At 63.2% G+C, this 18,586-nt stretch carries 18 protein-coding genes; 7 read left to right on the top strand and 11 right to left on the bottom strand.

Annotation, left to right across the window (positions count from 1 at the left end; translation table 11 throughout):
• Positions 1 to 293: 293 nt before the first annotated feature.
• Genes ACGYLA_RS03485 through dnaQ form a run of 4 tightly spaced genes read left to right on the top strand, consistent with a single transcriptional unit; the run spans position 294 to position 2,995 of the window.
• A complete protein-coding gene (locus ACGYLA_RS03485) occupies positions 294 to 893 on the top strand; it encodes a Maf family protein (protein WP_394430349.1) in 600 nt (199 codons plus the stop codon).
• Positions 890 to 1,723 carry a shikimate dehydrogenase gene (locus ACGYLA_RS03490; RefSeq protein ID WP_394430351.1) on the top strand — a complete coding sequence of 278 codons (834 nt, stop codon included), beginning with the start codon at positions 890 to 892 and terminating at the stop codon, positions 1,721 to 1,723. The genes ACGYLA_RS03485 and ACGYLA_RS03490 overlap by 4 nt, the downstream gene beginning before the upstream one ends.
• A complete protein-coding gene (gene coaE, locus ACGYLA_RS03495) occupies positions 1,720 to 2,313 on the top strand; it encodes a dephospho-CoA kinase (RefSeq protein WP_394430563.1) in 594 nt (197 codons plus the stop codon). Before ACGYLA_RS03490 ends, coaE begins: the two co-directional genes overlap by 4 nt.
• The gene (gene dnaQ / locus ACGYLA_RS03500; RefSeq protein WP_394430353.1) at positions 2,306 to 2,995 is read left to right on the top strand and encodes a DNA polymerase III subunit epsilon; all 690 of its coding nucleotides are present in this window, start codon (positions 2,306 to 2,308) and stop codon (positions 2,993 to 2,995) included. Before coaE ends, dnaQ begins: the two co-directional genes overlap by 8 nt.
• A 3-nt stretch (positions 2,996 to 2,998) precedes the next feature.
• On the opposite strand, the gene secB is transcribed toward dnaQ, so the two are convergent.
• Positions 2,999 to 3,481 (bottom strand): protein-export chaperone SecB, encoded by a 483-nt coding sequence (gene secB, locus ACGYLA_RS03505; protein ID WP_394430355.1) that lies wholly within the window; start codon positions 3,479 to 3,481, stop codon positions 2,999 to 3,001.
• 65 nt (positions 3,482 to 3,546) lie between these two features.
• Positions 3,547 to 4,044: an FxsA family protein gene (locus ACGYLA_RS03510; protein WP_394430357.1), complete on the bottom strand. Its 498-nt coding sequence runs from the start codon at positions 4,042 to 4,044 to the stop codon at positions 3,547 to 3,549.
• A 104-nt stretch (positions 4,045 to 4,148) separates the two neighbouring features.
• Here ACGYLA_RS03510 and ACGYLA_RS03515 point away from each other — a divergent pair, with 104 nt between their 5' ends.
• The 3 genes from ACGYLA_RS03515 to ACGYLA_RS03525 are packed head-to-tail and all read left to right on the top strand — an operon-like array spanning position 4,149 to position 6,423.
• The gene (locus ACGYLA_RS03515; protein WP_394430359.1) at positions 4,149 to 4,808 is read left to right on the top strand and encodes a Tim44/TimA family putative adaptor protein; all 660 of its coding nucleotides are present in this window, start codon (positions 4,149 to 4,151) and stop codon (positions 4,806 to 4,808) included.
• Positions 4,809 to 4,849: 41 nt separating this feature from the next.
• Positions 4,850 to 5,842 carry a murein transglycosylase A gene (locus ACGYLA_RS03520; RefSeq protein ID WP_394430565.1) on the top strand — a complete coding sequence of 331 codons (993 nt, stop codon included), beginning with the start codon at positions 4,850 to 4,852 and terminating at the stop codon, positions 5,840 to 5,842.
• Positions 5,839 to 6,423: a Smr/MutS family protein gene (locus tag ACGYLA_RS03525; RefSeq protein ID WP_394430361.1), complete on the top strand. Its 585-nt coding sequence runs from the start codon at positions 5,839 to 5,841 to the stop codon at positions 6,421 to 6,423. Before ACGYLA_RS03520 ends, ACGYLA_RS03525 begins: the two co-directional genes overlap by 4 nt.
• Here ACGYLA_RS03525 and ACGYLA_RS03530 read toward each other — a convergent pair.
• From ACGYLA_RS03530 to tsaE, 9 genes are all read right to left on the bottom strand, one after another.
• Positions 6,420 to 7,637: an MFS transporter gene (locus ACGYLA_RS03530; protein WP_394430363.1), complete on the bottom strand. Its 1,218-nt coding sequence runs from the start codon at positions 7,635 to 7,637 to the stop codon at positions 6,420 to 6,422. The genes ACGYLA_RS03525 and ACGYLA_RS03530 overlap by 4 nt on opposite strands.
• 38 nt (positions 7,638 to 7,675) lie before the next feature.
• On the bottom strand, positions 7,676 to 8,977 hold the full coding sequence (gene hslU / locus ACGYLA_RS03535; RefSeq protein WP_067267727.1) for an ATP-dependent protease ATPase subunit HslU: 1,302 nt from the start codon (positions 8,975 to 8,977) through the stop codon (positions 7,676 to 7,678).
• On the bottom strand, positions 8,974 to 9,534 hold the full coding sequence (gene hslV, locus ACGYLA_RS03540) for an ATP-dependent protease subunit HslV (RefSeq protein WP_394430365.1): 561 nt from the start codon (positions 9,532 to 9,534) through the stop codon (positions 8,974 to 8,976). Before hslV ends, hslU begins: the two co-directional genes overlap by 4 nt.
• Positions 9,535 to 9,732: 198 nt before the next feature.
• On the bottom strand, positions 9,733 to 10,053 hold the full coding sequence (gene trxA, locus ACGYLA_RS03545; RefSeq protein ID WP_007118424.1) for a thioredoxin: 321 nt from the start codon (positions 10,051 to 10,053) through the stop codon (positions 9,733 to 9,735).
• A 36-nt stretch (positions 10,054 to 10,089) separates the two neighbouring features.
• Entirely contained in the window at positions 10,090 to 13,461 is a 3,372-nt protein-coding gene (gene addA / locus ACGYLA_RS03550; protein ID WP_394430368.1) for a double-strand break repair helicase AddA, read from the bottom strand.
• Positions 13,458 to 16,415: a double-strand break repair protein AddB gene (gene addB, locus ACGYLA_RS03555; RefSeq protein ID WP_394430567.1), complete on the bottom strand. Its 2,958-nt coding sequence runs from the start codon at positions 16,413 to 16,415 to the stop codon at positions 13,458 to 13,460. Before addB ends, addA begins: the two co-directional genes overlap by 4 nt.
• Positions 16,408 to 17,100, bottom strand: coding sequence for a nucleotidyltransferase family protein (locus tag ACGYLA_RS03560; RefSeq protein ID WP_394430370.1), 693 nt, complete (start codon positions 17,098 to 17,100; stop codon positions 16,408 to 16,410). Before ACGYLA_RS03560 ends, addB begins: the two co-directional genes overlap by 8 nt.
• Positions 17,073 to 18,086 carry an aminoglycoside phosphotransferase family protein gene (locus tag ACGYLA_RS03565; protein ID WP_394430372.1) on the bottom strand — a complete coding sequence of 338 codons (1,014 nt, stop codon included), beginning with the start codon at positions 18,084 to 18,086 and terminating at the stop codon, positions 17,073 to 17,075. Before ACGYLA_RS03565 ends, ACGYLA_RS03560 begins: the two co-directional genes overlap by 28 nt.
• Entirely contained in the window at positions 18,083 to 18,556 is a 474-nt protein-coding gene (tsaE, locus tag ACGYLA_RS03570; protein ID WP_394430374.1) for a tRNA (adenosine(37)-N6)-threonylcarbamoyltransferase complex ATPase subunit type 1 TsaE, read from the bottom strand. Before tsaE ends, ACGYLA_RS03565 begins: the two co-directional genes overlap by 4 nt.
• Positions 18,557 to 18,586 lie beyond the last annotated feature (30 nt).

Consider the following 18,586-nt stretch of genomic DNA (forward strand, 5'->3'; position numbering starts at 1 on the left):
CAACAGGTGAACAAACTTCGCGGCCCCCTGTGGATAAGCCGGCCCCGATTCGAGAATGTCGAACTTTCTCAAGATCTTGCTCGCGTATTTTCCGGGGGACAAAATGTATCAAAGCGGGGATAACCGGTGAAGTCTCGTGGTTATACGCACAAGCGGCTTATCCCTATTCATCGGGGTGGGAATCGGCGACAAAAACCGCGACTCGGGGCGAGATCTGCGGGCTTGTGCTGTCAACTTTTATCTCGCAGAACAAATCCTCAAGATTTGCGCCAGATCATCACAGGGTTATCCACATGCCGCAGAAAATCATCCTCGCCTCCGGCTCGGAGATCCGGGCGCAGCTTTTGGCGCAGGCCGCGATCCCGCATGAAGTGATCCCAGCCAAGATTGACGAAGAGATGATAACCGCCGCGCTGCGGGCCGAAGAGGCCAAGCCGCGCGACCTCGCCGATACCTTGGCTGAGATGAAAGCCCGCAAAGTGAGCGAGCGGCACCCCGGCGCGCTGGTTCTTGGCTGCGATCAGGTTTTGCAACATCGCGGAGAGATGCTGCACAAGCCGCATGATCGGGACGAGGCGATTGCGCAGCTTCACCGGCTGCGCGGGGATCGGCATTCGTTGCTCTCTGCCGCCGTGCTTTATGAAGACGGTGAACCGCTCTGGCGGCACGTCGGTCAGGTGCGGCTGCGCATGCGTGAGGCCAGCGACGCCTATATAGAAGACTACGTCGCGCGAAACTGGGAGAGCATTCGCCACGCGGTGGGCTGCTACAAGCTCGAAGAGGAAGGCGTGCGGCTCTTCACCCAGATTGAGGGGGATTACTTTCACGTCCTCGGTATGCCATTTCTTGAACTGCTGAATTACCTGACGCTGCGCGGAGACCTCACGACATGAGCCTGCCCAAAATCCCCCTCGCCGGTGTGATCGGATCGCCCATCGCGCATTCCAAATCCCCGCAGTTGCATCGCCATTGGCTGGAGACCTATGGCATCGCCGGTCATTACGTGCCGCTTGATGTCGCGCCCGACGATCTGGAAGAGGTGCTGAGAACGTTGCCCAAGATGGGTTTTGTCGGGGTGAACCTGACGATCCCCCATAAAGAAGCGGTGATGGAGATCGCGGATCTTATCACCGACCGTGCCACTCTGATCGGCGCGGCCAATACGTTGATCTTTCGCGCCGATGGCAAGATTCATGCGGATAATACGGATGGCTACGGCTTCATCGAAAACCTCAAGGCCGGTGCGCCGGATTGGGATCCGAAGGCCGGACCGGCGGCGGTCTTGGGCGCGGGGGGCGCCGCGCGGGCGGTTGTCTCGTCGCTTTTGGATGCTGGCGTGCCTGAGATCTGCCTGTCAAACCGCACCCGCGTCCGGGCAGAGCAGTTGCAGCGCGATTTCGGCGGCCGGGTCAAAGTCGTCGATTGGGTGCAAGCGGGCAATATGATCGATCACGCCAGTTTGTTGGTGAACACCACATCGCTTGGCATGATCGGCAAAGGCGCCTTGCGGGTGCCTCTGGATGGGCTGCGCTCCGGCACGGTGGTGACGGATCTCGTCTATGCCCCGCTGCGCACCCATCTGCTTGAAACGGCTGAGGATATGGGCTGCGTCACGGTCGACGGGCTGGGCATGTTGTTGCATCAGGCGGTCCCGGCGTTCGAGCGTTGGTTCGGCCAGCGGCCCGAGGTCGACCGCGCCACGCGAACGGCGGTGCTGCGCTGATGTTTCACCTCGGGCTCACCGGCTCCATCGGCATGGGCAAATCGACCACGGCAAAGATGTTTGCCGAGGAAGGCTGCGCCGTTTGGGACGCCGACGCGGCGGTGCACCGGCTTTATGCCCCGGGCGGGGCTGCCGCGGCGCCGATGCAGACGGCTTTCCCGGAGGCCATCGAGGGCGATGGCGTCTCTCGTGCCGCATTGAAAGAGATCATCGCCGCCGATCCGACCGCCCTGCCCCGGATTGAGGCCATCGTGCATCCGCTGGTGGCCAAAGACCGGGCGACGTTTCTGGCGCAGGCGGATAGCGACATCGCCGTGCTCGACATCCCGCTGCTGTTCGAAACCGGCGGCGAGGCTGCGATGGACGCCGTGGCCTGCGTGACGATCCCGGCAGAGGTGCAACGCGAGCGCGTACTGGCGCGTGGCACGATGACGGAGGCGCAATTCGACGCCATCCGCGCCAAGCAAATGCCCGCCGAAGAGAAGTGCGCCCGCTCGGACTATGTGATAGTGACCGACACGCTCGACCATGCCCGCGCGCAGGTGCGGGCGGTGATCCGCGACATCAGGGAAAGACTGCGCCATGCGTGAAATCGTGCTCGATACCGAAACCACCGGCTTTGACCCCGAAAGCGGCGACCGCATCGTCGAGATCGGCGCGGTCGAGTTGATGAACCATATGGCCACGGGCGAGACCTATCACCAATACATCAATCCCGAACGCTCCATGCCCGAGGAAGCCTTTCAGGTGCACGGGCTGGGCGATGACTTTTTGCGCGACAAGCCCAAGTTCGCGCAGATCGGGCGGCAGTTTCTCGACTTTATCGGCGATTCCAAGCTGATCATCCACAACGCCGCCTTCGACATCAAATTCCTGAACGCCGAACTGCGCTGGATGGGCCTGCCGCAAATCCCGTGGGAACAGGCGCTCGACACGCTTGAGATCGCGCGCAAACGCTTTCCGGGCTCACCCGCTTCGCTCGACGCTCTGTGCCGCCGCTTCGGCATCGACAACACCTCGCGGACGCTGCACGGCGCTCTGCTCGACAGTGAGATCTTGGCCGAAGTCTATCTGGAACTGATTGGGGGGCGGCAGCCGGATTTCGCGCTGTCCTCGGCGCCGGAGCGCAAGACGGGCGAGCCAGAGACGCGCTGGACCCCGAAACCGCGGCCCACGCCCCTGCCCTCGCGTCTGACAGAGGCCGAAGCCGCCGCCCATGCCGAATTTGTCGGCAAACTGGGCGACGACGCGCTGTGGAAACAGCTTAGCTGACGCTTAGGCGTCGGCTTTTGGCGGGTTTTCGGCCTGACGGCGTGCCACTTCGTTGCGATAGAGCGATAGGAAGTCGATGTTCTCAAGGTTCAGCGGCGGGAAGCCACCGTCACGCGTCACGTCGCTGACGATGCGGCGCAGGAAGGGGAAGATCATGCGCGGGCATTCGATCAGCAGATAGGGGTGCATCTGCTCTTCCGGCACGTTTTCGACTTGGAAGATACCGACATAGTCGATTTCCAGCACGAAAAGCGTCGCGTCGCCGTCTTTCGCCTTGGAGGTGATGTTCAGCTTGATCGCGGTCTCATACTGGTTGTCGCCCGAACGCTTTTTGGCGTCGAGGTTGACCTGAACCTGCACGTCGGGCTGTACATCCGCCGGGGCACCCTTTTGCGCCATGATGTTCTCGAACGACATGTCGCGGATGAACTGGCCCATCACGCGCATCTGCGGCTGCTTAGGTTGTGCGGTTTCGTTTTCTGCCATTTTCTGTGTCCTGTTGTGGTGAATTTCTTAAATCTACCCGGACTTAACAGGTCGGCACGGGCCGCTCAATCCTTAGTCCAGCCCGAGGGGCCCCTGGTCTGGCGCGGCTGTTCGGGAATTTCGTGAAAATCCCCGTCGATCACATCACCGCGCGGATCGCCGCGGCGTTGCGGCCCGGGCCGCGGCCCCATGCCGCCGGGGGTGCCAAAGCTTTGGACCTTCACCCGGTCGCGGATCGCGCGATAGGCGGCGGCGCGAAAGCGCGGCACCAGAAAGGCAAAGCCAACAGCATCGGTGAAGAACCCCGGCGTCAGCAGCAGCGCGCCGGAAAACAGGATCATCGCGCCATGCACCAAAGGCTCGGTCGGGTCGCGCAGATCATTGAAGGAACTGCGCAACTGCCCAAGCGCAAGCGCACCCTGAGACCGCACCAACCATGTGCCCAAAATGGCGGTCGAAACCACCACGGCCAGCGTCCAGCCAAGGCCGATGGCGCCACCGACTTGGATGAAAAGCGTGATCTCGATCAGAGGCACGGCGATAAATGCGATCAATAGCCACATGCGGCGGAGTCCTTTCGCTGGGGGCAGAGTGGACTTGCCCCGGTCGAACACCTACATAAGAGCTTAACTCGCATGTTTCCATGCCACCCCTGAATGAGGTTTCGATGAATTCTCCCCTGATACAGCTTCTGGTGCTTGCCGGTATCGCCGTATTCCTGATCCTGCGGCTGAAAAACGTGCTTGGCACGCGTGAGGGTTTTGAAAAGCCCCCGGTCACCGATCAAACGCCAACCGCCCGCAGCGGCCCCGCGTTCGAAGTGATCGAAGGTGGTCCGGATCTCGATATCACCGACCACGTTCCCGAAGACAGCCCCTCGGGCAAGGCCTTGGCCGAGATGAAGCGGGTCGAGCCGTCCTTTGGTGTCAGCGATTTCCTGCAAGGCGCGCGCGGCGCTTATGAGATGATCGTCATGGGCTATGAGCGGGGCGATTTGGCCGAAATTCAGCCGTTTCTGGCTGATGACGTCTATGAAAGCTTTGTTGACGGCGTCGCCGCGCGGGAGGACCAAGGTCTGACGATCGAGGCGACTTTCATCGGCGTGCGCGAGATGGAACTGATCGACGCCAAGATGGACGAGACCACGAAAGAAGCCGAACTCACCATCCGCTTCGTCGGCGAGCTGACCTCGGAGGTTCGCAACCGCGAGGGCGAGGTTGTCGAGGGCAGCAGCAAAGAAATCAAACGCCAAAAAGATACATGGGTTTTTGCCCGTGTCATGGGCTCGGATGATCCGAATTGGCTGTTGGTTTCCACAGACGGGTAGCGCGTGTGCTTGGCGCACTGGCGCTGTTGGGCGGTGTGTCGATGAACACGCCGTCCGCAGCAGAGGTGCATTATACCGTCATGGATTTCGACCAGCTTGAGGGCTGGGCCGAAGATGACCACGCCGCCGCCTTTGAGGTTTTCACCAGTACCTGCGGCGACATGAAAGACGTCGATTGGCGCGCGCTCTGTAAGCTGGCCAAGGATGGCCCCGACCCGCGGCAGTTTTTCGAATTGTTCTTTCGCCCCGTTCTGATGGAAGACGGCAAAGACGCGCTTTTCACTGGGTATTTCGAACCTGAGTTGGATGGTGATCTCTACCCCTCTGCCCGATTTCAATATCCCATCTACGCCATGCCCCCCGAGGCCGAGCAGATCCGCCCCTGGCTCACTAGACGCGAGATCCTAGATGGCGACGTGATGCGCGACCGCGGGCTTGAGATCGCTTGGGTCGATGACCCGGTTGAGCTTTTCTTTCTGCAAATTCAGGGTTCTGGCCGTATTCGCCTGCCCGATGGCAGCTATCTGCGGGTGGGCTATCGCGGCGCGAATGGTCATGATTACCGCTCGGTCGGGGTCGAATTGGTGCGGCGCGGGGTCTATGAGGCGCATCAGGTCAGCGCCGATGTCATCAAGAACTGGGTGCGTCGCAACCCCGAAGATGGCCGGGAACTGCTCTATCACAATCCCTCTTACGTATTCTTCCGCGAGGTCAGCCGCGTGCCCGCCGACAAGGGGCCGCTGGGGGCGATGAACCGATCCATCACCGCCATGCGCAGCATCGCGGTGGACCCGTCGCACGTGCCGCTCGGCGCGCCGGTCTGGATTGAGAAAGACGGGAAGAAACCCCTGCGCCGTCTGATGGTCGCGCAGGATACAGGCTCGGCCATTAAGGGCGCGCAGCGTGCGGATGTTTTCTTTGGCACCGGTGACAAAGCGGGCCGCGCGGCGGGCCGTCTGCGTGATCCGGGGCGGATGATGGTCTTGATGCCCATCCAACGCGCCTATGCTTTCCTGCCGGAGAGCGCGATATGAAACGGCGCCGCTTGAACGAAGACGATCTCGAACTTTGGCGCCGGGTGACCGAGCGGACCGAGAAGCTGGAGTTAAATAAGCTGTTCACGCCCGAGATCGACGCCCCCGCCCCTGCCCCGCCGCAGGTTCGGCGCGCCAAGATCGCCCTGCAGGGCAACAAGCCGCAGCCCAACATGAAAAAGCGCAGCAATGACCTGCGCCCGACGTTGGCCGAACAGATGAAAGCTGCGCCGGTTCAGATGGACCACAAGGCTTACGGAAAGCTCAAACGTGGCAAGCTGCGGCCCGAGGGCCGGATCGACCTACATGGCATGACCCTCGACCGGGCGCATCCGGCGCTCAATGGTTTCATCATGGATGCCCATGCCCGGGGTAAAAGGTTGGTGCTGGTGATCACCGGTAAGGGCAAGCGGCGCGACGACGGTGGCCCGATCCCCGTGCGCGACGGGGTGTTGCGCCATCAGGTTCCGCAATGGCTGTCGATGCCCCCGCTTAGCAGCCTCGTGCTTCAGATCGCGCAGGCCCATGTCAGCCACGGCGGCGGCGGGGCCTATTACGTTTACCTACGGCGCAACCGCTAGCCGCGCAGCAGCGGTTTGTAGTGCGCAATAGCCCATGCGGCCAAACCAGCCGCCAGCAGATAGTAAAGCGCAATTGGCAACATTTGCTGCGGGAAATCGACGCCCAAGTCGATAAACAGCCCCGTCACCCCCGGCCCGATGGCCGAGCCAAAGACCATCAGCGCGGCGGCGACCGCTTTAATCGACCCCACATGACGGGTGCCGAAATACTCGGCCCAAAAGGCCGCCGGGGCGGTGGATTGCATGCCTTGCCCCATGCCGAAAATCAGCAAACCGATCCCGGCCATCCAGAGCGTGTCGGCATAGGCCAGCACTGCGAATGACAGGGCAAAGGGCAGCATCATCACCGGCACCACGCGGCTGACGCCAAAGCGGTCAATCGCCCATCCCGAGAGGAAGGTCGAAGCCACGGCAGAGAGCGTATAGACCGGCATCAACGCCACGAATTCGACCAAGACCCAGCCCTTCACTCGGGTCAGATGCACCTGCTGAAAGAACAGAGCGGTGCCCCATGCGGCGGGGCCGATGGCCAGCGGAATGATCATCCAGAACAGGCCCGAGCGGAACATCTCTGCCCGGGTCCAATGTCGCCCTTTCATGCCCGCGCGCTGTGCCTGATCCGCCATGCTTTGCGGAGTGCGCTCTTGCCGCAGCAGCATCAGGATCACGGGGATCGTCAGCAACACCAGCACGGCGGCCAGCACCCAAAGGCTGCGCCAGTGAAAGCTGGCGAAAAGCGCCACGAAGATCACCGGCAAAAATGCCTGACCAGCGGCGAAACCCATCGAGGATAGGGAAAGCGCTTTGCCGCGTGAGGCTTCGAACCAGCGCACCATGGCGACCTGCCCAAGCTGAGACATCATCCCCTGCCCGGTCAGCCGCAAGGCGTAGATGACAAAGATCAGCGCAATCCAATTCGGCACCGCTGCCATCGCCAGACAAGCCCCCGCCAGCGCCAGCATCACGCCAAGGGCCAGCACCCGCACGCGAAAGCGGTCCGTCAGCACCCCGGCCCAGACCATGGTGATGGCCGAAAACGTCGTGCCGATGGTATAGATGCCGCCCCATTGGCCGTCGCTTAGGCCAAAGTCGCCCTTCACCGCCCCCGCAAAGAGCGAGATGAAATAGGTTTGCCCATAGGACGAGGTGAAGGTCAGCAGGAAACCGGCCAGTAGAAACAGCCAGTTGCGCTGCAGAAATGAGAGGTATTCCATGCCCCTTTCATCGCCGGGGCATGGAGGAAAGGAAAGCCCTAAAGAACGTAGCGGCTGAGATCGGTGGAGCGGGTCAGTTCGCCAAGGTTCTTTTCAACGAAATCGGCATCGACGGTGATCTCTTGCCCCGAGCGATCAGGCGCGTCGAAGGAGACTTCTTCGAAGACCCGTTCCATCACCGTGTAAAGCCGCCGCGCGCCAATATTCTCGACCGAGGTGTTGACCTCTGCCGCGATCTTGGCCAGCGCCGCGATGCCCTCTTCGGTGAAGGTCACGGTCAGTTCCTCGGTCCCCATCAGGGCGGTGTACTGCCGCGTCAGCGCATTGTCGGTTTCGGTCAGGATGCGGACAAAATCATCCTCGGTCAGCGCCCGCAGTTCGACGCGGATCGGCAGACGTCCCTGCAATTCGGGCAAAAGGTCCGAAGGCTTGGCGATATGGAACGCGCCCGAGGCGATGAAGAGGATATGGTCGGTCTTCACCGGGCCATATTTCGTCGAAACGACGGTGCCTTCGATCAGCGGCAGCAGGTCGCGCTGCACCCCTTCGCGGGAAACATCGCCACCGCGCGCGTCAGAACGGGCGCAGACCTTGTCGATCTCATCAAGGAAAACGATGCCGTTCTGCTCGACCGCTTCAATGGCGGCGCGGTTGACGGCTTCGTCGTCGAGCAGCTTGTCGGCCTCTTCGCCCACCAGCACGTCATAGCTATCGGCCACGGCCATGCGTTTTTTGGTGGTGCGGCCCCCCATGGCTTTGCCGAAAATATCGCCGAGGTTCATCATCCCCATGCCTTGCTGGCCGGGAATGTCCATCATCGGGAAGGGGCTGGAGGTATCGGCGACCTCAAGCTCGATCATCGTGTCGTCGAGTTCGCCTGCGCGGAGCTTCTTGCGGAACATCTCGCGCGTGCCGTCGCGGGCATCGGTGCCGGCGATGGCGTCGATGACACGATCCTCAGCGGCTTGTTCGGCCTTAGCTTTAACGTCTTCGCGCATGAACTCGCGGGTCATGGCGATAGAGCTGTCCACGAGATCGCGGATGATCTGTTCCACGTCGCGGCCAACATAGCCGACTTCCGTGAATTTCGTCGCCTCAATTTTAATGAAGGGCGCGCGGGCGAGCTTCGCCAAGCGGCGGCTGATCTCGGTCTTGCCGACGCCGGTGGGGCCGATCATCAGGATGTTCTTTGGGTAGACTTCGTCGCGCAGGTCATCGCTCAATTGCTTGCGGCGCCAGCGGTTTCGCAGGGCCACCGCCACGGCGCGTTTGGCGTCGTTCTGGCCGATGATATAGCGGTCCAGTTCGGATACGATCTCGCGGGGGGTCAGGTCGGTCATGCGGTGATTTTCTCCACGGTGAGTTTGCCGTTGGTGTAGACGCAGATGTCAGCGGCGATCGCCATGGCATCACGGGCAATGGTTTCGGCGTCCCGGTTGCTGTCCATCATGCCGCGCGCGGCGGCGAGGGCATAGTTCCCGCCCGATCCGATGGCGGCGACCTCATGTTCGGGCTCCAGCACATCGCCCGCGCCGGTGATGACCAGCAGGTCTTTCCCGTCGGTGACGATCAGCATCGCTTCGAGCTTTTGCAGGTATTTATCGGTGCGCCAGTCCTTGGCCAATTCGACACTGGCACGGGCCAATTGACCCGGTGTCGCTTCCAGTTTGGCCTCCAGCCGTTCCAGCAGGGTAAAGGCATCCGCGGTGGAGCCCGCGAACCCCGCCACCACGTCATAGCCGCCGGGGCTGAGCTTGCGCACCTTGCGCGCGGTGCCTTTGATCACGGTCTGGCCGAGGCTGACCTGTCCGTCACCGGCAATCACCACTTCGCCGCCTTTTTTGACGCCAATGATCGTGGTCCCGTGCCAACCGGGGAAATCGTCGTTCTGTGCCATGGGGCCTCCTGTCGCTTGGCGCTCTATATGGCCCCCGTGGCAGGGCAGGACAAGGGCAGCGCCGGTTGCGCGTGGGGCAGGGCTGCCGTTCGTGATGCGGGGGCACGCTTGCGGTGATGTGGCCAGAGGCTTTGCCCAAATGAAAAGGGCGCCCCGAAGGACGCCCGTTTTCGTAACTCAATGCCTAAGGCGTTAACCTTAGATGGATTCTTCGATCCAGCTTTGCAGGGCCGCCTTCGGGCGCGCGCCGGCGAGGTTGGACACGACCTGACCGTCCTTGAAGATGAACAGCGCCGGGATACCGCGCACGCCGACTTGGGCGGGCGAGTTCGGGTTTTCGTCGACGTTGACTTTGACGATCTTCACGCGACCGTTCATTTCATCCGACAGCTCTTCCAGCGAAGGGCCAATCTGTTTGCACGGGCCGCACCATTCGGCCCAGAAATCGACCAGAACCGGAATGTCCGAATTTTTGACTTCGGCGTCGAAAGTGTCGTCGGTGACTGCGACGGTTGCCATGATGCTCTCCTGACAGGAATGGGTTGAGGCCTGAACCTATGAATGCGCGGCAGTGGCGTCAAGATATGGCAGGGCACGCAGGGCATTTGTCACGATATCGTTGGGTAACACCATAAGCGCGGGGGTCGCGGTCCATAGAATGGCCGTCTCGATCCGCCGATCCGGGTAGATCTGGCGCAGCATATGAGCATAGGCCCCCATCTGGCGCAGCAGCCCGTCGGGGCAGGCCTCAGCCGTGCCGGGGACCACGCGGTTGGTCTTGAAATCGACAGCAAGGATGCGATCCTCGGCGATCACCAAACGGTCGATCGTGCCATGCAGGCGCTGGTCTCCGAGGCTGCCGGTCACGGGCACTTCGGCGAGGGTTGTCTCAGCGAACAGCGGGGCGAGGGCAGGGGTGTTCAGCACCGCTTCCGCCTCATCTTCCGCGCGGGCGATCATCTCGGCGGGGTGTGTGCGGGCCAACCGCTCTAGAAAGACTTCCCGGGCATCCGCGCCCATCAGTGGCAGATGTTCCAGCAACTCATGAACCAGCGTGCCATAGCTCAACGCAGTGTCCATATCGAGCCCGGCCTCACCCGCAAGCGCCTTGGCTCCGCCGAGATCCGAGGGCGACAGGGTCTTGTCCTCTCCCTTGGGGGAGGGGGCGGGGCGGGCGAAAACAGGGTCTAACCTGGGCGTTGTGACGGTTTTCTCTGGCGTCTCTATGATGTCGAGCGCATCCCAATCGCCCTGTTGATAGCGCAGCGTGCCATCGTCGCCCAAAGGCTCGGCCCGGAGCCGGGCCAGAGCGGCTGCGGTGATTTGATACCAAGAGGATTCATCTTTCGACAATTCCCCCGCCGCTGCCACGATCAGCCATTTTTCGGCCCGCGTCATGGCGACATAGAACAGGCGAAGTCGCTCTTGCAGCGCGGCCTCTTTCATCTCGTCCAGCCGGACGCGCATGGGCTGGGGCATGTCATCCGCCGGGGCTTTCCAGACGGGGGTGCCGTCAACGGTGATGATCTCATCCTTGATCGTCACATCGCGCCGCCCGGTGTCGGGCAGGATCACGATTGGCGCTTCCAGACCCTTGGCCCCGTGCACCGTCATCACCCGGATCTGGTTCGACGCGCTGTCGATCTGGCGTTTGATTTCCAGATCATCGGTCTGCATCCATTGCAAGAACCCGGTCAGGCTGGGCACCGTGCCGCGCTCGTAAGACAGCGCTTGGCTCAGCATCGCGTTGATCCCATCCTCGGCCTCTGGCCCCAACCGTGCCAGCAGTTTGCGGCGCCCATCGTGGCGGGTGAGGATGCGTTCGACCAGATCGTAGGGGCGTAGGTAATCGACCTGCCCGCGCAGGTCGCGCAGCACGGCGAGGGTGGCGGCGTGGGCCTCGGTCTGGTTGCGCAGCGCTTGCCAGAGGTGATCCTCCTTACGGTAATGGGCGAGGGTGAAAAGCTCTTGTTCCGACCAGCCGAAAAGTGGCGATTTCAGCGCGGTGGCTAGCGATAGATCGTCGTCCGGCGTTGCAAGGAACGACAGGATCGCCGCCAGATCGCGCACCGCCAGTTCGGCCCCAACCTTGAGCCTGTCGGCCCCGGCGATGGGCAATTCCGCCGCCTTGCAAGCGCGGATGATCTCGGAAAAGAGGGCCGAGCGGCGCTGCACGAGGATTAGAAAATCCCCCGGTTGGATGCGCCGCCGCGCTAACCCGCCCTTGCTGTCATCGGGGAGGTAATGCTCCTCGGTCGTCAACTCCTTGATGCGGCGCGCGATGCGTTCGGCCAGTTGCACCGTGTGATGCCGCGCGCTGCGTCGGTCGACGGGATCGGTCCAATCGCCTTCTTCGTCAGGGCCTGCCTTTTCGATGAAGGGCCAAAGATCGACGCGGCCGGGCAGGCGATCTTTGAAGGCCATATGGCCGTCATTGGTAAAGCCGGTCTGGATCGCGGGGTCGAAAACCCCATCGACCGCTTGCAAAATCGCCGAAGAGGAGCGGAAGGAATAGGCGAGGCTGCGGCGCTGGAAAAACTGCCCGGCCTCACCGATCTTTTGTTCGAATGTCGTGCCTTTGCGGTCCAGCTCTTCGGGGTCCGCGCCTTGGAAAGAGTAGATCGATTGCTTCTTATCGCCCACGACGAAGAGGGTGCGATCCACCTCGTTACGCGCCCCGGCGCCGGAGTAAAATTCATCCGTCAGCCGTTCGATCACGTCCCATTGCCGGGGCGAGGTGTCCTGCGCCTCGTCGACAAGGATATGGTCGATGCCGCCGTCGATGCGGAACAGCACCCAAGCGGCCACGGCCTTGTCGGTCAGCAATGCGCGGGCTTTGAGGATCAGATCGTCAAAGTCGAGCCAGCCGCGTTTTTGTTTCTCATCCGCGTAGCGTTCAAGAAAGCGGGCCGCGAAACGGTGCAGCACATAGGATTTGCGCGCCGCCTTTAGCGCCAGCCGCGCTTCGCGGGCATCTTCGACGCGTTGCATCAATTGCTCAAGCTGCGGCATCTGCTCGGCGATGACCTTTTGCGTCGGCTTGGTCGGGAAACTGCCGATCTTGGCGGTGAAGGGCGCCTTGGCGCCGCTGCCGGTCAAAAGGATGTTTTCAAGCTGGGGCAGGGCGGACAGATCATAGCGGTCGATCTCTTGCAGCGCCGCGCCCGCCTTGCCGTCATTGCCGCCTTTCGCCAGCAGATGGGGGATGATCTCGGCCATCATCGCCGCTTCGCTGCCAAGGAAGACCGAGGCCGCGATCTTGTCTTCGGTCAGGTCTTCGGGCTGGGCGAAAAGCGCTAGGATCTCGTGCCAAGAGCGGGGCGTGCTGAAGGCATCGCGCTGGCCTACGATGCTGCGGGTGAGGCTGGCGAAATCCTCGCCCGTGTAGTGCCGCGCAATCTCGGCAACCAGCGGGGCGTCTTCGCCTTCGGCCATCTCATCGACGATCTCGGCCCGCAGTAGATCAGCGGCGCGGTCTTCGATCTCGGTGAATTGCGGGCTGACCTGCGCCTCCAGCGGGAAGCGGCGCAGAAGGGCCGCGCAGAAAGAGTGGATGGTCTGAATTTTCAGCCCGCCGGGCGTCTCGATCGCGCGGGCAAAAAGGGTGCGGGCATTGCGCAGTTGCTCAGGCGTCAATTCGCCCTGAACGCCAAGATCGGCCAAGGCGCTGCGCAGTGCCGCGTCTTTCAGCATCGCCCATTCGCCCAAGCGTTTGAACAGGCGGTTCTGCATCTCCGAGGCCGCCGCCTTGGTATAGGTCAAGCAGAGGATGTGCTGCGGCTCCACGTCGTCGAGCAGCAGCCGCGCCACGCGGTCGGTCAGCACGCGGGTCTTGCCAGAGCCTGCGTTGGCCGTCAGCCAAGTGGAGGCATCGGGCCGCGCCGCTTCGATCTGGGCGCGGGTGGCATCGTTGAAATCACGCATCATTCCAGATCCTCCGGGCGGGCGGGGCTGGTGCCATCCCACTCCCCGAACCGCGCCAATTGGTCGAAGTTCCCGGCAAAGGCATCGCTTTGCACCATCCGCCGCGCGGTAAAGCCCTGCCCCTCATCAAGGTAGCGTGAGAGCAGCGCGTGCAGACCGGCCAGCACCTCTTGCGGGTTCTCTTCGTCCAGCGGGGCGGGGACTTCGACGGGTTTTGACCCCAACCCGATAAAGGCCGCATGGGCCACATGGGCCACGCCCACCTCGGGAAAGCCGCCCCGTTCGACCATCGCCGCTTCGATCAAGAGTTGCTTGTCGAAAAGCCGCTGTTCTTTTTTGCCGGGCGGGGTGCCGGTTTTGTAGTCGTAGATCAGCACATCGCCGTCATCGGTCTGGTCGATCCGGTCAGCAAAGCCGCTGAGTGTAAAACCGAGGTCGGCAAAGGTGTAGCTGCCCCGCGCGCCCTGTTCGAAGGCGACGGGGCTGGAGAATGCGGCGCGTTGGCTCTCGCGGGCGATGAACCAATCCGCGATCCGGTCGATACGGGCCAGCCACATGGCGCGGGCGGCGGGCCAGGGGGCTTCTTCCTCTAGCACCTCGGCGGCCACTTGCATCAGCGTGTCGCGGGTCAACCGCGCAGGATCGCGGGCCACCAGTTTGACGAAATCCTCCATGATGCGGTGCAGGACGATGCCGCGCACCGGCGCATCCGGCGATTGCACCAGCGGGTTGATCGGACGCAGTTTCAGGCTGTGTTTGGCATAGATCGCGTAAGGATCGCGGATCAGCGTCTTGATCTCGGTCACCGACAGTTTGCGGGGGCGCGCCGCGCGCGGCGGGCGGGGCGAGGGGCGCGTGGCCGGGGCGGTGCGCTCCACCGCTTCCAAGGCGCGCACCTGATCCAGCCAGTGGTTGCCGCGCTGCTGCATGGCCTTCCACGCCTCCGGCCCGCCGGTGTCGCCCAAGCCGCCCAGCAGGTTGCCCAAGCGGTTCAGCCAGCGTGATGGCACCATCTCGGCCTCGTCCGAGCGGATCGCGCGGGTGATCCAAACCTCGGGGCTGGCGATGGCCTGTTGATAGTCATGCGCCGACAGGCCGATACGCCGTTCGGGCAGCAGCAGCCCGGCCTTCTCGCGCATCTGACGGTTGAGCCATGGATCGGGCGGCGGTGCTTCGGGCCATGTGCCTTCGTTCAAACCGCCAAGGATGACCAGCTCGGCCCCCTGCACCCGCGCCTCCATCGTGCCCCAGATCATGATATCGGGATGGGGAGTATCGGCCTCGCGCACCTCTTCTTGGGCCAAGAGCGCGCCCAAGAGATCGGCATAATCGGCGGCGTTCATCGCCCCGCCGTGGGCCGCATGTTCCGTGAGGTTCGCCATCACCGCCTCGGCCGCGATGCCCGCGCCCTGCTGCCAAAGCAGGTGGTCGGGATCGGCGGATTGCCCGGCGGCGATCTTTTCGGCCAGCGCCAAATGCGCGGCGACGCATTCGGGCAGGGGCCGCTCTCCGGGGGTGTCATGGCCGGGAAAAACCTCGCCCAGCCAAGCGACCCAATCGCGGAAACCGCTGGGGTCTTCCATCCGCTTTGCGGCGCGCTCTGCAATCTCGGCCAAGCCTTCGGCGTCGGGGTAGGGCAGCCCATGGCGGCGGATCTCATCCTCCAAGCGCTGGGTATAGAGCTGGTGGAAATTCCGCCCCGCGCCGCTGTGGGTCAGCGGGTGTTTCAGCAGGGTCAGCAGCGCTTCGGCATCCAGTTTTCGGACAAACAGCGCCGCCACATGGCGTAAGAACCGCCCCGGCGGGGAGAGTTGCAGCGGCATCCCGGCGCTGTCGTCGGGCAGAATGCCCCACCGGTCGAGCGCTGCGGTGACCTGCCGGGTGAGCATCCGGTCGGGGGTGATCAAGGCGGCCTTCACGCCTTCCTCGGCAGCTTGGCGCAGGCGCAGCGCGATGGCCAAAGCCTCGACCCGGGGGGTGGGCGCTTCGATCAGGGTAATGTCGGCGGTGGCACCTTGCAGGTTTTCCAGCTTCGGCCCTTCGTTCAGCCAAGCATGGGTGACGGGCGCAGGCCGAAGCGAGAGCGACACCAGCTTGTTACGGGCGGCGGATACCGGGGGCATCTCGCACCACGGCGCGACCGCGCCGCGCGCCACGCCGAGCATATTCATCAGCTTGCGGAAGCGGTATTGCGGGTGATCCTCGGCCAGAAGCGCCTGATCCAACTCGTTCCAAACGGCGGTCGGCATTTCAAAATCGAACCCCGGCAGGATGATCGCGCCCTGCGGCAGGCGAGCCACGGCCTCCATCAACAGCGCGGTGGTCCCGCGCGAGCCGGTGGACCCGGCGAGGATCACCGGGTGCTGCGGTGGCGCGTCCTGCCAGCGGGCGATGATCCGGGCGACCAGCTGCCGCCGACGTGCCTCGGCATCCGGGCGGGTGGTGGTTTGGCCCAGATAGTCATGCGCGATGGCGAGGAACCGCTGCGCCCGCTCCCAATGGGCAGAGAGGTTGCCGACGTCCAGCCCGGCCACCGTCTCGGGCGAGACCCCTTCGCCCTGCATTTCGTCGATCAGCCCCGCCAGACTGTCCGACAGCGCATAGAGCGAGGCGCGCGGCGCGAGATCGGGTGCGGCATCCAGCAGGCGCGACACGAGTTGAATGAGTTCCAGCCGCCGTTGCAGCGGCGGTGTCGGGGCGGGGAGCGCGATGCCGGGGGCCAATGCATCAAGGTCGGTGATCAGCCGAATGCGCGGCAGAAATCCTGCCGGACCCGCGTCGAAATCATGGCGCAGCCGACGCGCCATGCGGTTGGTGTTGACCAGTAACTCGACACGGGCCATCGCCTCGGGTGGGCCATTCTCCAACCGGTCGCACAGCCCGCGCACCAATCCGCGCGGGAAATCGACACCGGGGGCAAGGCCAAAGACCCGGGGGCTGTCCTGCGGCTCAAACATCGGCACCGGCCAAGAGGCTTTCGGCAAGGCGGATGCCGCCGGGGTGCCCCACGTCGCACCAGCGCCCGCTATAGGGCAGGCCAAACAGCGTCCCGCGTGCCAGCATCATGTCCCACAACAGGTTGAGCGAGAATGCCTCGGCTTCGATATCGGCCAACAGGTCGGTCTTGATGATCTGCACCCCGCCATAGACCTCGCCCGGCCCCCGTTGCAGGCGGCCATCCGCGGTGCGGGTAAAGTCGCCCGTGCCGCCATGGCCAAGTGTGTTTTCCAACGGCACGGTCATCAAAAGCGCGTCCATCCGCGCCGGATCCCATGCGTTGCGGAGCATTTCGAGCGGGTTCGCCCCGGCCCAGATCGCGTCACTGTTCATGGTGAAAACGGGGCCCGTCCCCAACAGCGGCAACGCGTTGCGCAGCCCGCCGCCGGTGTCGAGAATCTGGGGCGTTTCGATCACCGTTTGCACATCCTGCGCTTTCAGATGTGCCTCCAACTGGTCGGGGAGGTAGTGGAGGTTCGCCACGATCCGCGCAGGGGATATTCCGCGGGCAAGATCGAGCGTATGGTCAATCAAGGGGCGGCCCGCGACCGGCACCATGGGCTTGGGTTGGTTCTGGGTGAGATGTTTCATACGCGTGCCGAACCCGGCCGCGAACATCATGATGGCGTCGGGATTGTCGCGCATTGGCTTTTCAGTTGCTCCAGAAATTCGGGGGTCGGCGGGGGCAGCACGCCTGCGATTGCCTCCGCCACATCGGCAAGCGCGGGATGGCGCAGGTTATGTTGCAGATGCTGCCAGACGCGGGGGATCAGATCGACGTAATGCGGTTTGCCATCGCGCAGACAGAGGCGCGCAAAGATCCCCAAGATGCGCAGATTGCGCTGGGCGCCGAGTAGCGCATAGGCGCGGCGGAAGGGGGTTTCCGCCTGTCCGGTTTGGGCAAGGTAATCGTCGATGATCTGCGCCTCCACCGCCCGGGGCACATCGCGGCGGGCGTCTTGCAGGATCGAGACGAGATCATAGGCCGGGTGGCCGAGCAGCGCGTCTTGAAAATCCAGCAAACCGACCCGCGCCGCCCCTTCGCGCTGCGGCAGCCAGAGCAGGTTCTCGGCATGATAATCGCGCAGGATCACGACCTTTGGGCTGTCATCCAGCGCAGCGGCGAGGGGGTGGAAAGCCTCAGCAAAAGCGGCGTTTGCCTCTCGTCCACCCGCGGGTGCGTAGTAGTCGAAGGCGGGGGCTGCCATATCCGTCAGCCAATCGGCATCGCAAATCGGCAGTTCCGGCAGGGGGGCGGCGTGCAGTTTCACCAGCACGTCGGCGGCGGCGCGGTAGAGGGGGAGTTCCCGAGCCGGATCCGCGGCCATGAGCCGCGCAAAGAGGTCATCGCCGAGGTCTTCGATCAGCAGCAGACCGTTGTCATTGTCCGCATGATAAATCTCGGGCGCGCTGAGGCCACAGTCTGCCAGATGCGCGGCGACATGACGGAAGGGTCGCACGTCTTCACCGCGTTCCGGTGGGGCGTCCATCAGAATGGCCCGCGCTCCATTCGCTTTGCGCAACCGGTCATACCGCCGGTTGGAGGCATCGCCCGCCAGCAGCTTGCGGGAGGCTTCGGCCCAGCCCGCGGTTTGCAAAAAACCTTTGATCAATGCGGCGCGTTCGGTCATTTGCGCCACGCCGCCAGCTTCTCGGCCCAATCGCCGCCGGACCATTCTGCGGTCAGCCTGCGGCTATCTTCTTCGGTGCCGGGGCTAAGGCTGATCTCTAGGGCATCGGCTGGCGCGAGCGGGCCCAGCCGATCCGGCCATTCCACCAAACAGATCGCATCGTGAAAGGCGTCGATCAGCCCGAGCTCCTCAATCTCATGGGTGGAGGTCAGCCGGTAGAGATCGGCGTGCCAGATCGCGCTGCTTGCCGTGTCATAGGTCTGCACCAAGGTGAAGGTGGGCGAGGGGATATCCTCGGGGTGGTCGAGCAATTCGGTGATCAGCGCGCGGGCGAAATGGGTCTTGCCCGCGCCGACATCGCCGCTGAGCAGGATGACATCGCCGGGAGACAGGCGGCGGGCCAGTTGCCGGGCGCGCCCAGCGGTGTCATAGGGGCCGCTGAGCAGGAGGGAAAGGGTATCGTCGGACATGCCCCATGCTTAGCGTCCCGACGCGCAGCC

Origin of the sequence: Sulfitobacter sp. 1A13679 (assembly GCF_043557115.1) — a bacterium.
GTDB classification, from domain to species: domain Bacteria; phylum Pseudomonadota; class Alphaproteobacteria; order Rhodobacterales; family Rhodobacteraceae; genus Sulfitobacter; species Sulfitobacter faviae.